Source organism: Paraburkholderia strydomiana (genome assembly GCF_046030495.1).
GTDB lineage: Bacteria > Pseudomonadota > Gammaproteobacteria > Burkholderiales > Burkholderiaceae > Paraburkholderia > Paraburkholderia strydomiana_A.
On sequence record NZ_JAQQCJ010000001.1, the window covers coordinates 507,985 to 521,916 of the forward strand.

Genomic DNA, 13,932 nt, shown 5'->3' on the forward strand with positions numbered 1-13,932 from the left:
CATGGGCCGTCGCATGGCGGTCTCGTGATTGTCAAGACTTGACTTATGCACATTTGCCACGCTGCGGCGCAGTAGAAGCTTTCGTCGTGTCCTGACCCTTGCACAGTGCCTGCGCGTTTGATCTAACCCTTGTCAGGCAAGGCTTTGACGGGTTTTCGACGAAATGTGCGGTACCCCACAGAAGGCCCTAGCAGCGCGGCTCGCGGCCCATCCGGGCGAAGTTCTCAACAAAGTTATCCACAGGCCAGCGGCTCGATTGCAATTGTTCAGCGGAATCCAAAACTTAGCGCTGTTATTGAAGTTTTACTTTAACTTCGATCGGCTCTCTGCTTGTCCAATGTGCGTGGCGAGGTGGCATCACGTCGCGGCAGCACTCCCACGCCGTGCTGCCGCGTGAGCGAGGTCTTCGTCCGCGTCGCGCTGGACCATCCGCTGCCGACCCTGTTCGACTACCGTTACGACGCATCTGAAGCCGTCGCGCCGGGCATGCTGGTCAGCGTGCCATTCGGCAAGCGGCATGTGGTCGGGCTCGTCTGCGAAGTGACCACTCACAGCGACGTGCCGGCGAACCGGCTGCGCTCGGTCAGCAGCACATGCACCGCGTGCCCGCCGGTGTCGGCGGAATGGTTGAAGCTGAGCGCCTTCGCCGCGGACTACTACCAGCGCGGTCTAGGGGAGGTAGCGTTGCCCGCGTTGCCGCAAGCGTTACGCGATGCGTCGCGCTGGTCGCGCCTGTTCGCACCGGAGGCGCGCTACAGCCTCACGCCTGAAGGCCGGGCCGCACTGCCCGACGCTCTGCCTGCTCGCGCGAGCGCCTTGCGAAAACTCGCGCAGTCGCTCGCCCACGCCGACTTCCTGCTGAGCGCCGACGCTCGCGCGCTCCACCCCAAAGCGCTTGCGAACCTCGAAGCGTGGCAAGCGCAGGGTTGGGTGGCGCTCGACATCATCGAGGCCGCCGAAGTGCAGGCCGCGCCGGCGTCGCCCGCCGCGCCTGCGCCCGTGCTCCCCACGCTCACGAACGAGCAGACGGCCGCCGTCGAAGCGATTCGTGACGCGGACGGCTTTGCTCCGTTCCTCCTCCACGGCGTGACGGGCAGTGGCAAGACCGAGGTGTATCTACGCGCGCTCGCCGAGATTCTTGCCGCGAAGCCTGACGCCCAGGCGCTTGTCCTCGTGCCGGAAATCAATCTGACGCCGCAATTCGAGGCGGCTTTCCGCGCGCGCTTCGCCGCGCTAAACGGCACGTCGATCGTGACGCTGCACAGCGGCCTCGCGGAAGGTGAACGCGCCCGCCACTGGTTCGCCGCGCATACCGGGCGCGCGCGCATCGTGCTCGGTACGCGCCTCGCGGTGCTGGCGTCGCTGCCGAAGCTCGCGATCATCGTCGTCGATGAGGAGCACGATCCGGCCTACAAGCAGCAGGAAGGTTTGCGCTATTCGGCGCGCGATCTGGCGATTTATCGGGCGAAGCAACTGGGCCTGCCGGTCGTGCTCGGTTCGGCGACGCCGTCGCTCGAAAGCTGGTGGCAGGCCGATCAGGGGCGCTACAAACGGCTCACCTTGTCGCGCCGGGCCGTAGCCGACGCCGTGTTGCCCACCGTCAGGCTGATCGATCTCGAAGAGGAGCGCCGGCGCGGGCGAGCGTCGGTGGAAGGCTTGTCGGGCCCGCTGATTGCCGCGCTCAGGGCGCGGCTCGAGCGTGGCGAGCAGAGCCTCGTGTTCCTGAACCGCCGTGGCTACGCGCCCCAACTCGCCTGCGATGCGTGCGGCTGGGTGGCGGGCTGTCCGCGCTGCAGCGCCTACGTCGTCCTGCACAAGCCGGAGCGCGCGCTGCGCTGTCACCACTGCGGTTGGGAGTCGCGCATTCCGCGCTCCTGTCCGGAGTGCGGCAACGTCGACATCGCGCCGATGGGGCGCGGCACGCAGCGCGTCGAGGAAACGCTGGCGAGCGCGGTGCCCGGCGCCCGCGTGCTGCGCATCGATGCGGACAGCACGCGCCGCAAAGGCAGCGCGCAGGCGCTGTTCTCCGATGTCCACGCGGGCGAGGTCGACATTCTCGTCGGCACGCAGATGATCGCGAAGGGGCACGACTTCCAGCGCGTGTCGCTGGTCGGCGTGCTCAATGCCGACACCGCGCTGTTCTCCCACGATTTCCGCGCGAGTGAGCGCCTGTTCGCGCAATTGATACAGGTGAGCGGCCGGGCGGGGCGAGCCGGTCTGCCCGGCGAAGTGCTCGTGCAGACGCGCTATCCGCGCCACGCGCTGTACCACGCGCTGGGCCGCCACGACTACGTCGGTTTCGCCAACTCGACGCTGGCCGAGCGGCGCGACGCGCACCTGCCGCCGTTCGTCTATCAGGCGTTGCTGCGCGCCGAGGGTCGTACGCTGGAGGCCGCGCTCGCCTTTCTGCAGCAGGCCGCCGCGGAGCTGACCGGCATCCCGGCCGCCGAGCGCGTGACCGTGTACGACGCCGTGCCGCTGACCATCGTCAAGGTGATGCACGTGCATCGCGCGCAACTGTTGATCGAAAGCGCGTCGCGCGCCGCACTGCAGGCCACGCTGCGCGCGTGGCAACCGCTGCTGCGCGGCCTGAAAGGGGTGCTGCGCTGGAATCTCGAAGTCGATCCCCTCGACATCTGACGCCGGCCGCCAGCCGGCGGCCCGCATTACTTCTTCAGGTCATATTCATAGAGCGAATGGTCGTTTCGTTTTGGGACGCCGCTCGCCTATATTCGCCGAATCGGCGCACATTCAGGCAAAACTCCAATATTCCCGCGCCGATGCACCTCAACTTCCTCGGGGCATTGTGATGAGCGACACCAACCAGACCGTGCCGAGCGGCGCGACGCCAGCCAGGCGCCAGGGCACGCACGGCGGCGGACTCCTGCTGACAGAAGACTGGCTGGCCGTGTGGGTCGGCCTGCTCGTGATCGTGATTGCCTGGGCGCTGTTCGCGTCGGGCAGCAGCATCAAGTGGCTGGCGGTCGCGCCGGCCAAATGGTCGAGCATCGGCCAGGCGGCGCAGGACCTCGGCACGCATCTGCCGAACTACGTCGCGTTGTTCATCGTGTTCGCGCTGCTGTTCGGCGCAAGTCTCGCGCTGCTGAAGCAGCGTATCGGCGCATTCCTTGCGGCGTTCCTGATTCTCTTCATCGCCTCGGCGCTGATCTTTACGCTGGGCGCGTGGGTCAACGCGTCGAAGTACAACCTGGAGCCGCCGTTGGTGGCGCTCGCGCTCGGATTGCTGATTTCGAATCTGTTCACCTTGCCCGACTGGTTTTCGGCGGGCTTGCGGGTCGAGTTCTACATCAAGGTCGGCATCGTGCTGCTCGGCGCGACGCTGCCGTTCACGCTTCTGGTGTGGGCCGGACCGGTGGCGGTCGCGCAGGCGACCATCGTGTCGCTCGTGACGTTCTTCGTAATCTTCTTTGCCGCCAGAGCGTTCGGACTCGACCGGCGCTTCGCCGCGGTGCTCGGCGTGGGCGGCGCGGTGTGCGGCGTGTCGGCGGCGATCGCGATTGCCGGCGCGGTGCGGGCCAAGCGCGAACAGGCGTCGGTGGCGATTACGCTGGTGGTGCTGTGGGCGATCGTGATGATCTTCGTGTTGCCGTTCGCGTCGCGCTCGCTCGGGCTATCCACCGCGGTCGCGGGTGCGTGGATCGGCACCTCCGAATTCGCCGACGCCGCCGGCATCGCCGCCGCACAGGCCTACGGCGACTTCGCGAAGCACGCGGGCGGCGCGATTGCCGGCGCGCCGGAGGCGTCGCTGCAGGCGTTCACGCTGATGAAGGTGGTGGGCCGCGATATCTGGATCGGCATCTGGGCGTTCGTGCTGGCGATCGTCGCGACGACGCGCTGGGAGTCGCAGGATAGCGGTGTCAAAGCGAAGCCGAATGCGGGCGAGATCTGGGCGCGTTTTCCGAAATTCGTGATTGGCTTTGTCATCGCGTCCGCGTTGGTGACGTGGATCGCCAGTCACTATTCGCTGGCCGATTACCGCAAGATCGTCACACCCGAGTTCGTCGCGCCGATCACCATATTGCGCACCTGGGCGTTCACGTTCTGTTTCCTCAGCATCGGCCTGACGACGCGCCTGCGTTCGCTCTCGGCGACCGGCCTGAAGCCGTTCCTCGCGTTCAGTGCGGGAGTAGTGGTCAATATCGTCATCGGCTACGTGCTGTCCGCGCATATGTTCGCGGCGTACTGGAACAGTCTCGGGTGAGGCTCGTGACACACCGGGGCGAGCGCATCGACAGGACCGCGGACGCGCACCAGCCGGCGTGCGCGCCGCGCTGCGCCGACTGTCGGCACCGCGCCGAGGATCGGCATTCGCTCGAGCAAAGCATTCCGGGACTCGCGGTGTTCAGTTCGGGGTTCGGCGCGAGCGTCGCGGATAGCCGCCTGTGCCGCCTTCATGACCAGCTGGTTTCGCCGGGCGATGTCTGCGCGCAGTTCGAGCCGCACCCGTCGCGCTGACGCGTGCGTCGACCTCGTTGTCGAGATTGAACCCGGCGACGCATGCTCGCCGACCCACGCTCGTGGCGACCCGCGGCACTTCCTCAACCGCCTGACGCACGAGTCGAACTCGTCTTCAGCTCGATCCTCTGCGACGCAAGCTCGCCAATCCACGTTCAGCGGCGGCAAGCACCGCTTTTCCACTCAGTAGCCCGGCACGCCGCGCGTGCGACTCAGTCGTTCAAAGCGGCTCGCGTATCTCCCGAAGGTGCGTGCGATGCCGCGCGCGCGCCTGCCTTCGAGGCGACGCGTTTGCTCGACCCCGCCGTCGCGCCACGAATGAACAGCACCGCGCAGGCCGCGCACATCGCCCAGATGCCCAATACCACCAGCCACTTTTCCATTTCGCCAGTCCTCAAAAACCCCGTATCGTTTTTTGCGTGCCCTCAGGCCGCGCGCTATGTCTCTATAACGGCGCGCCGGATCATTTGATAAGGGCAAATGCAAAAAGAATCACGCCAGGGAAAGTACTGAGCGCAACCGGGGTCGGCGCGAGTGGCACCGTCGGCCGGAAACCCCTGTCACATAAGGCTTTCATTAGGGTGCAACCTTTCTGTGGAATTGGTTGCACCTTTTTATTTGGAGGCGTACGATTCGCCCAACTTTTAGTCTTTCACCAGGCATTCATCTGGTATCCGAAGAAGGAAACATGGCTAGCACCACCCTTGGCGTCAAGGTCGACGACCTCCTGCGTTCCCGGCTGAAAGATGCCGCCACCCGCCTCGAACGCACTCCGCACTGGCTGATCAAGCAGGCGATCTTCGCGTATCTCGAGAAAATCGAGCACGGCCAGCTGCCGCCTGAATTGTCGGGCGCTAGCGGTTCGGCCGATCTGGCCGACGGCGCGGCGGTCGAACAGGAGGAAGACGGTGCGTCGCATCCGTTCCTCGAATTCGCGCAAAACGTGCAACCGCAATCGGTGCTGCGCGCGGCGATCACGGCCGCATACCGTCGTCCGGAGCCGGAGTGCGTGCCGTTCCTGCTCGGTCAGGCGCGCTTGCCGGCCAATCTCGCGGGCGACGTGCAGGCGATGGCCGGCAAACTGGTCGAAACGCTGCGCACCAAGAGCAAGGGCGGCGGCGTCGAAGGACTGATCCACGAATTCTCGCTGTCGAGCCAGGAAGGCGTGGCACTGATGTGCCTCGCCGAAGCGCTGCTGCGTATTCCCGATCGCGCAACCCGCGACGCGCTGATCCGCGACAAGATCAGCAAGGGCGACTGGAAATCGCACGTCGGCCAGGCGCCGTCGCTGTTCGTCAATGCCGCCACCTGGGGCTTGATGATCACCGGCAAGCTGGTGACGACCAATAGCGAAACGAGTCTGTCGTCGGCGCTGACGCGTTTGATCGGCAAGGGCGGCGAGCCGCTGATCCGCAAGGGCGTCGACATGGCGATGCGCCTGATGGGCGAGCAGTTCGTCACCGGCGAGAACATCTCCGAGGCGCTTGCCAACAGCCGCAAATACGAAGCGCGCGGCTTCCGCTACTCGTACGACATGCTTGGCGAAGCGGCCACCACCGAAGCCGACGCGCAGCGTTACTACGCATCGTACGAACAGGCGATCCACGCGATCGGCAAGGCCGCCGGCGGCCGTGGCATCTACGAAGGCCCGGGCATCTCGATCAAGCTCTCGGCGCTGCATGCACGCTACTCGCGCTCGCAGCAGGAACGCACGATGAGCGAACTGCTGCCGCGCGTGCGCTCGCTCGCGATCCTCGCGCGCCGCTACGACATCGGCCTGAACATCGACGCCGAAGAAGCCGACCGCCTCGAAATCTCGCTGGATCTGCTCGAAGCGCTGTGCTTCGATCCGGAGCTGGCCGGCTGGAACGGTATCGGCTTCGTGGTGCAGGCCTACCAGAAGCGCTGCCCGTTCGTGATCGAATACATCATCGATCTGGCGCGCCGCAGCCGTCACCGCATCATGGTGCGCCTCGTGAAGGGCGCGTACTGGGACACCGAAATCAAGCGCGCGCAAGTGGACGGTCTCGAAGGCTATCCGGTCTACACGCGCAAGATCTACACGGACGTGTCGTATCTCGCGTGCGCGAAGAAGCTGCTCGGCGCGCCCGACGCGGTCTATCCGCAATTCGCCACGCACAACGCGCACACGCTGTCGGCGATCTATCACCTCGCGGGCAACAACTATTACCCCGGCCAGTACGAGTTCCAGTGCTTGCACGGCATGGGCGAGCCGCTGTACGAGGAAGTGACCGGCCCGCTGTCCGCTGGCAAGTTGAACCGTCCGTGCCGCGTCTACGCGCCGGTCGGCACGCATGAGACGCTGCTCGCGTACCTCGTGCGCCGTCTGCTGGAAAACGGCGCGAACACGTCGTTCGTGAACCGCATCGCCGATGAAAACGTCGCGATCAAGGATCTGATCGCCGACCCGGTCGACGAAGCGTCGAAGATCGTGCCGCTCGGCGCGCCGCACGTGAAGATTCCGCTGCCGCGCAATCTGTACGGCGCCGAGCGCCTCAATTCGATGGGCCTCGATCTGTCGAACGAGCATCGCCTCGCGTCGTTGTCGTCGGCGTTGCTGGCGAGCGCGCATCATCCGTGGCGCGCCGCGCCGATGCTCGAAGACAACGAGATCGCCGTGGCTACCGGTGGTGTGGCACGCGACGTGCGCAACCCGGCGGACCAGCGCGACCTGGTCGGCACGGTCGTCGAAGCGACGCGGGAGCACGTGAGCGCCGCGCTCGCGCATGCAGTGGCCGCGGCGCCGATCTGGCAAGCCACTCCGGTCGACGCACGGGCCGATTGCCTCGCGCGTGCCGCCGATCTGCTCGAAGCGCAGATGCACACGCTGATGGGCCTGGTGGTGCGTGAAGCCGGCAAGTCGCTGGCGAACGCGGTCGCGGAAATCCGCGAGGCGATCGACTTCCTGCGCTACTACTCCACGCAGATCCGCGACGAGTTCTCGAACGACACGCACCGTCCGCTGGGGCCTGTGGTCTGTATCAGCCCGTGGAATTTCCCGCTGGCGATTTTCATGGGCCAGGTGGCGGCGGCGCTCGCAGCCGGCAACACCGTGCTCGCGAAACCTGCTGAACAAACGCCGCTGATCGCCGCGCAAGCCGTGCGGATTCTGCGCGAAGCCGGCGTGCCGGCGGGCGCGGTGCAACTGCTGCCGGGCGATGGCGAAACGGTCGGCGCGGCGTTGGTGGCCGACCCACGCACTCGTGCGGTGATGTTCACCGGCTCGACCGAAGTCGCGCGCCTGATCAACAAGACGCTGTCGAACCGGCTCGATCCGGACGGCAAACCGATTCCGCTGATCGCCGAAACCGGCGGCCAGAATGCGATGATTGTCGACTCGTCGGCGCTCGCCGAACAGGTGGTCGCGGACGTGCTGCAATCGTCATTCGACTCCGCCGGTCAACGGTGTTCCGCGCTGCGCGTTCTTTGTCTGCAGGACGACGTCGCGGATCGCACGCTCGAAATGCTGACGGGTGCGATGCGTGAACTGGCGGTGGGCAATCCGGATCGCCTGTCGATCGACGTTGGCCCTGTGATCGACCTCGACGCGAAACGCGGCATCGATGCGCACGTCGCGGCGATGCGTGAGAAAGGCCGCAGGGTCGAACAACTGCCGATGCCGGAAGGTTGCGCACAAGGCACCTTCGTGCCGCCGACGCTGATCGAACTCGATAGCATCGACGAACTGAAGCGCGAAGTGTTCGGCCCGGTGCTGCACGTGGTGCGTTATCGCCGCAGCCAGCTCGACAAGCTACTCGAACAGATCCGCACGACCGGCTATGGCCTGACGCTCGGCATCCATACGCGGATCGATGAAACGATCGCTCATGTGATCAGCCGCGCGCACGTCGGCAACATCTACGTGAACCGCAACGTGATCGGTGCGGTGGTGGGTGTGCAGCCGTTCGGCGGTGAAGGTCTGTCGGGCACGGGTCCGAAAGCGGGGGGCGCGCTGTATCTGCAGCGATTGCTCGCCACGCGTCCGGCGGGTTTGCCGAAGTCGCTCGCGAAGGCGTTGGTCGCGGAGGTACCGCAAGCCGCCGCAAACGGCGACAATCCGTCCGCTGCATTGACCGCGCTGCGTGACTGGCTGATCGCAGAACGCCAGCCGCAACTGGCCGCGCGCTGCGATGGTTATCTGTCGCATGTGCCGGCGGGCGCGACCGCAGTGTTGTCGGGGCCCACCGGCGAGCGCAATACTTACACGTTGGGCGCGCGCGGCACGGTGCTGTGTGTCGCGTCGACGGCGAGCGGTGCGCGCGTGCAGTTTGCCGCCGCGCTGGCTACGGGAAATCGTGCGCTGTTCGAAGGCGCGGCGGGTGAACAATTGGTGTCGCAACTGCCCGCGTCGCTGAAGTCGTACGCGAGCGTCAAGAAGAGCGCCGACACGCCGTTCGATGCCGTGCTGTTCGAAGGCGACAGCGACGAACTGCTGGCGCTGGTGAAGGAAGTCGCGAAACGTCCGGGGCCGATCGTCTCGGTGCAGGGCGTCGCGGCGCGGGCGCTCGAGAGCGGTGAAGAGGATTACGCGCTCGAGCGTCTGTTGACGGAACGCTCGGTCAGCGTGAATACGGCAGCAGCAGGCGGCAATGCGAATTTGATGACGATCGGTTGAGCGAACCTCATCGATCCCTTCACAAGAAAACGCCGGGCCGCTCCCAAGTTTTCCGCCCCGAAGGAAGTCCCCTTGGGGATTGCCCCCTCGGGGGGGCCTGGCGCGAAGCGTCAGGTTTGGGGGCGCTCAGCAAAAACGGAAGCGGTACGGCGACCCCGATATCGCTCCATCTACACCTGGTACCAAGGAGAAGCTATGCAACACAAGATGAAACAGCTGGCAGGCGCAGCGCTGGTTGCGGCAATGTCGCTGGCGGGGACGGCCAACGCGCAATCGACGGAAGACGTGAAGGTGGGTTTCGCCGGTCCGATGACGGGCGCACAGGCTCACTACGGCAAGGACTTCCAGAACGGCATCACGCTGGCAGTGGAAGAGATGAACGCGACCAAGCCGGTGATCGGCGGCAAGCAGGTTCGCTTCGTGTTGGATTCGGCCGACGACCAGGCTGACCCGCGCACCGGCACGACCGTCGCGCAAAAGCTGGTGGACGACGGCATCAAGGGCATGCTCGGTCACTTCAATTCGGGCACCACGATCCCGGCTTCGCGCATCTACGCGAACGCAGGCATCCCGCAGATCGCGATGGCGACGGCGCCGGAATACACGCAGCAAGGCTTCAAGACCACGTTCCGCATGATGACGTCCGACACGCAGCAAGGTTCGGTCGCCGGCGCGTTCGCGGTCAAGAATCTGGGCATGAAGAAGATCGCGATCGTCGACGACCGCACGGCTTACGGCCAGGGTCTGGCAGATCAGTTCGAAAAGGCGGCGAAGGCGGCGGGCGCGACGATCGTCGATCGTGAATACACGAACGACAAGGCCGTCGATTTCAAGTCGATCCTGACCAAGCTCAAGTCGACGAACCCGGATCTGATCTACTACGGCGGTGCGGATTCGCAAGCGGCACCGATGGCCAAGCAGATGAAGCAGCTTGGCGTGAAGGCGCCGCTGATGGGTGGGGAGATGGTTCACACGCCGACCTTCATCAAGCTCGCGGGCGACGCGGCGAACGGCACGGTGGCGTCGCTTGCCGGCCTGCCGCTGGAAGAAATGCCGGGCGGCAAGGACTACGTCGCGAAGTACAAGAAGCGTTTCAACGAAGACGTGCAAACGTACTCGCCGTACGCTTACGACGGCGCAATGGCGATGTTTGCCGCGATGAAGACTGCAAACTCGACCGATCCGGCCAAGTACCTGCCGGTGCTCGCGAAGACCTCGATGCCGGCGGTGACGTCGTCGAACCTCGCGTATGACAGCCGCGGCGATCTGAAGAACGGCGGCATCACGCTGTACAAGGTGGTCGACGGCAAGTGGACCACGCTGCAAAGCGTGGGCGGGAAGTAAGCGGAGGTTGCTGCTTGCTTTGACGTCGGACGTCGGAAGAAACCCCGCTTCGGCGGGGTTTTTTTATGGGGCAGTTGTTCCGAACCTGCTCTTCACACAAGCCCCCCTACTCCCCCCGCATCTTCCTCCCCTGCTCGCGAATCTGCTCCAACGTCGCGCCCGGCGTGCTCGCTTCCTGCGGCATGCGAATCTCGATCACCGCCGCGCGCTGCGCGTTCATCGCGCGTTGCAAGGCCGGCAGAAAATCCTCCGTCCGCTCCACCGTTTCGCCATGTGCGCCGAACGACCGCGCGAACGCTGCAAAGTCCGGATTCGTGAGCCCGGTGCCGTGCACGCGGTTCGGATAGTGCCGCTCCTGGTGCATCCGGATCGTGCCGAAGTGGCTGTTGTTCACGACAATGAAAAGCACATGAAGGTCATACTGCATCGCCGTCGCGAGTTCCTGCGCGGCCATCATGAAGCAGCCGTCGCCGGCGAGCGCGACGACCGCCCGCTGCGGATACAGCGACTTCGCCGCGATTGCCGCCGGCACGCCGTAGCCCATCGCACCACTCGTCGGCGCGAGTTGCGAGCGATAGTGCCGATATGAAAAGTGCCGATGCAGCCACGTCGCGTAATTGCCCGCGCCGTTCGTGAGGATCGCGTCCTCCGGCAGATGCGCGCGCAACTGCTGAATCACTTCGCCCATTTGCACGTCGCCGGGAATCGGGCGCGGCTTGCGCCACTCGAGATACGCGCGATGCGCATCCTCGGCCGCACCGGCCCACGCCGGCTGGCCCGACGATGGCTGCAACGCCGCCAGCGCCGCAGCCAGTTCCGGCATGCCGGAGACGATCGGCAGATCCGCGACGTACACACGCCCCAACTCTTCCGCGCCCTGATGCACGTGCACGAGCGTCTGCTTCGTCTTCGGAATGTCGAGCAGCGTGTAGCCGTTCGTCGTCGCTTCGCCCATGCGCGGGCCAAGCACGAGCAACAGATCGGCATCGCGGATACGCTGCGCCAGCGCCGGATTGATGCCGAGGCCGACGTCGCCCGCGTAGTTCGGATGTTCGTTGTCGAGCGTGTCCTGAAAGCGGAACGCGAGGCCGATCGGCAGCTGCCAGTTCTCGACGAAGCGCCGCAAGTCCGCACATGCGGCCGGCGTCCAGCCGCTGCCGCCCGCGATCACCATGGGCCGCTGCGCGCCTTCGAGCAACTCACGCAGCTTGTCGATCTGCGCGGCCGACGGCGACGCCGCCACGCGTTGATAAGCCGGCACGCCGGCCACGGCATCGCATGCATCGCTCAACACGTCTTCCGGCAACGACAGCACGACGGGCCCCGGCCGACCTGAGGTCGCCGTGTGAAACGCGTGGCTCAGATATTCGGGAATGCGTTTCGGGTCGTCGATTTGCGCGACCCACTTCGCCATCTGGCCGAACATGCGCCGATAGTCGATTTCCTGGAAAGCCTCGCGGTCGAGATGCTCGCGTGCGCATTGACCGATCAGCAGGATCATCGGTGTGGAATCCTGAAACGCGGTATGCACGCCGATCGACGCGTGCGTCGCGCCCGGCCCGCGCGTGACGAGCGCGACGCCCGGGCGGCCGGTCAGTTTGCCGACCGCCTCCGCCATGTTCGCCGCGGCGGCTTCGTGGCGGCACACAATGGTCTGGATGCGCCCGGTCTCGTCGTGCAGCGAATCGAGCACAGCGAGAAAACTTTCCCCGGGAACGCAGAAAACGCGTTCGACGCCATGCGTGAGCAAAGCATCGACGACGAGACGCGCACCGGTCGTGCGAGCAAGGTTGGAATCTGAAACGGGAGCATTCGGCTGCGACATTGCGAAGAAGCCTCCAGGCAGTACGTGAGTGCGATCGGATAGTGCCGCATCGACGCCGCGTGAGGTGCGGGCCGGTGGGCGCTTCGACAGCTTACGCCGAGCGCGCGTGCGCTGTCATGGCGCAGCGCAACTGTCCTGTCCGACGAAGCGCGAACCTGAAGCGCAAAGAGCGTGAGCACGCAAATGAAAAACGCGGGCCGTGGCCCGCGTCGTCATGTGCAATGAATGCGTGTGATCAACACTCGACGATATTCACCGCCAGCCCGCCCCGCGAGGTTTCCTTGTATTTGGTCTTCATATCCGCGCCGGTTTCGCGCATGGTCTTGATGACCGAGTCGAGTGACACATAGTGGCTGCCGTCGCCGCGCAATGCCATGCGTGCCGCGTTGACCGCTTTCACCGACGCCATCGCGTTGCGTTCGATGCACGGAATCTGCACCATCCCGCCGACCGGATCGCAGGTCAGTCCAAGGTTATGTTCCATGCCGATTTCCGCGGCGTTCTCGACCTGCTTCGGCGTGCCGCCCATCACGGCGGCAAGCGCGCCTGCCGCCATCGAGCAGGCCACGCCCACCTCGCCCTGGCAGCCCACTTCCGCGCCGGAAATCGAGGCGTTCAGCTTGTACAGAATGCCGATGGCCGCTGCCGTCATCAGGAAGTCGATCACGCCCTGCTGGTTCGAGCCCGGCATGAAGCGCGTGTAGTAATGCAGCACGGCCGGAATGATGCCGGCGGCGCCGTTGGTCGGCGCGGTGACGACGCGGCCGCCCGCGGCGTTTTCTTCGTTGACCGCGATTGCGTAGAGATTGATCCAGTCGATCATCGACAACGGATCACGCAGCGCGAGTTCAGGATTGCCGGACAGCGCGCGATACAGCTGCGGCGCGCGACGCTTCACCTGAAAGGGCCCGGGCAAGTTGCCATCGGCGTCGGGGTTGTTGATGCCGCAGCCGCGCGCGACGCACGATTGCATCACGTCCCAGATTTTCAGCAAGCCGGCGCGCGTTTCTTCTTCGGTATGCCACACGCGCTCGTTGTCCCACATCAACTGAGCGATGCTCTTGCCGGTCGACGCGCACAGCGCGAGCAATTCATTGCCGGTGCGAAACGAGTGCGGCAATTGATCGACGGCGCTCAGCACTTTCGTGTTCGGCGCGCCGGCCGTCACCACGAAGCCGCCGCCCACCGACAGATAGGTCGACGCGCGTAGCGTCTCGCCTTGTGCATCGAACGCGTGCAACTTCAGCCCGTTCGGATGCTCGGCCAACGCCTGGCGATAAAACGAAATGTGATCCTTCTGCACGAACGGCACTTCGTGTGTGCCGAGCAGCGGCAGCTTGCGCGACACCCGCACCGCGTCGAGACGTTGCGCGATAGTGTCCGGGTCGACGGTGTCGGGCGCGTCGCCCATCAGGCCGAGCATCACGCCGCGATCCGTGCCGTGGCCCTTGCCGGTCGCGCCGAGCGATCCGTACAGATCTACCTTCACCGACGCGGTTGCGTCCAGCAGTCCGTCGCGCTCGAGCCCTTGAACGAACATCAGCGCCGCGCGCATCGGCCCGACCGTATGCGAACTGGACGGACCAATGCCGATTTTGAAGAGATCGAACACGCTGACTGCCATTGACTGCTCCCTGCTGATAAGTAGATG

8 protein-coding genes are annotated in these 13,932 nt (G+C 65.2%); 5 read left to right on the plus strand and 3 right to left on the minus strand.

Translation table 11 applies throughout. From position 1 onward, the window contains the following. Positions 1-393 precede the first annotated feature (393 nt). From PQQ53_RS02320 to PQQ53_RS02330, 3 genes are all read left to right on the plus strand, one after another. Complete coding sequence (locus PQQ53_RS02320; RefSeq protein WP_408323201.1) at positions 394-2,640, plus strand: primosomal protein N'; 2,247 nt, start codon at positions 394-396, stop codon at positions 2,638-2,640. Positions 2,641-2,809: 169 nt separating this feature from the next. Then, positions 2,810-4,222 (plus strand): YeiH family protein, encoded by a 1,413-nt coding sequence (locus tag PQQ53_RS02325; protein WP_408323203.1) that lies wholly within the window; start codon positions 2,810-2,812, stop codon positions 4,220-4,222. Positions 4,223-4,227: 5 nt separating this feature from the next. Continuing rightward, complete coding sequence (locus PQQ53_RS02330; RefSeq protein WP_408152749.1) at positions 4,228-4,476, plus strand: hypothetical protein; 249 nt, start codon at positions 4,228-4,230, stop codon at positions 4,474-4,476. Between the two features lie 212 nt (positions 4,477-4,688). Here the strand turns inward: PQQ53_RS02330 and PQQ53_RS02335 are convergent, their stop codons facing one another. Next, the gene (locus PQQ53_RS02335) at positions 4,689-4,859 is read right to left on the minus strand and encodes a hypothetical protein (protein ID WP_408139947.1); all 171 of its coding nucleotides are present in this window, start codon (positions 4,857-4,859) and stop codon (positions 4,689-4,691) included. Between the two features lie 305 nt (positions 4,860-5,164). On the opposite strand from PQQ53_RS02335, the gene putA reads away from it, so the two are divergent. Next, the gene (gene putA / locus PQQ53_RS02340) at positions 5,165-9,112 is read left to right on the plus strand and encodes a trifunctional transcriptional regulator/proline dehydrogenase/L-glutamate gamma-semialdehyde dehydrogenase (protein ID WP_408323204.1); all 3,948 of its coding nucleotides are present in this window, start codon (positions 5,165-5,167) and stop codon (positions 9,110-9,112) included. Positions 9,113-9,307: 195 nt separating this feature from the next. Beyond that, on the plus strand, positions 9,308-10,456 hold the full coding sequence (locus tag PQQ53_RS02345; RefSeq protein WP_408139950.1) for a branched-chain amino acid ABC transporter substrate-binding protein: 1,149 nt from the start codon (positions 9,308-9,310) through the stop codon (positions 10,454-10,456). Positions 10,457-10,562: 106 nt separating this feature from the next. Here the strand turns inward: PQQ53_RS02345 and PQQ53_RS02350 are convergent, their stop codons facing one another. Beyond that, positions 10,563-12,281 carry a thiamine pyrophosphate-binding protein gene (locus tag PQQ53_RS02350; protein ID WP_408139952.1) on the minus strand — a complete coding sequence of 573 codons (1,719 nt, stop codon included), beginning with the start codon at positions 12,279-12,281 and terminating at the stop codon, positions 10,563-10,565. 235 nt (positions 12,282-12,516) lie between these two features. Continuing rightward, complete coding sequence (locus PQQ53_RS02355; protein WP_408139954.1) at positions 12,517-13,905, minus strand: L-serine ammonia-lyase; 1,389 nt, start codon at positions 13,903-13,905, stop codon at positions 12,517-12,519. Between the last annotated feature and the right edge of the window lie 27 nt (positions 13,906-13,932).

What these genes read in the sequence shown, in the direction of transcription:
- PQQ53_RS02355 (WP_408139954.1), bottom strand. Translation starts at nt 13,905, where the DNA reads ATGGCAGTCAGCGTGTTCGATCTCTTCAAAATCGGCATTGGTCCGTCC.
- PQQ53_RS02335 (WP_408139947.1), bottom strand. Translation starts at nt 4,859, where the DNA reads ATGGAAAAGTGGCTGGTGGTATTGGGCATCTGGGCGATGTGCGCGGCC.
- putA (WP_408323204.1), top strand. Translation starts at nt 5,165, where the DNA reads ATGGCTAGCACCACCCTTGGCGTCAAGGTCGACGACCTCCTGCGTTCC.
- PQQ53_RS02325 (WP_408323203.1), top strand. Translation starts at nt 2,810, where the DNA reads ATGAGCGACACCAACCAGACCGTGCCGAGCGGCGCGACGCCAGCCAGG.
- PQQ53_RS02345 (WP_408139950.1), top strand. Translation starts at nt 9,308, where the DNA reads ATGCAACACAAGATGAAACAGCTGGCAGGCGCAGCGCTGGTTGCGGCA.
- PQQ53_RS02350 (WP_408139952.1), bottom strand. Translation starts at nt 12,281, where the DNA reads ATGTCGCAGCCGAATGCTCCCGTTTCAGATTCCAACCTTGCTCGCACG.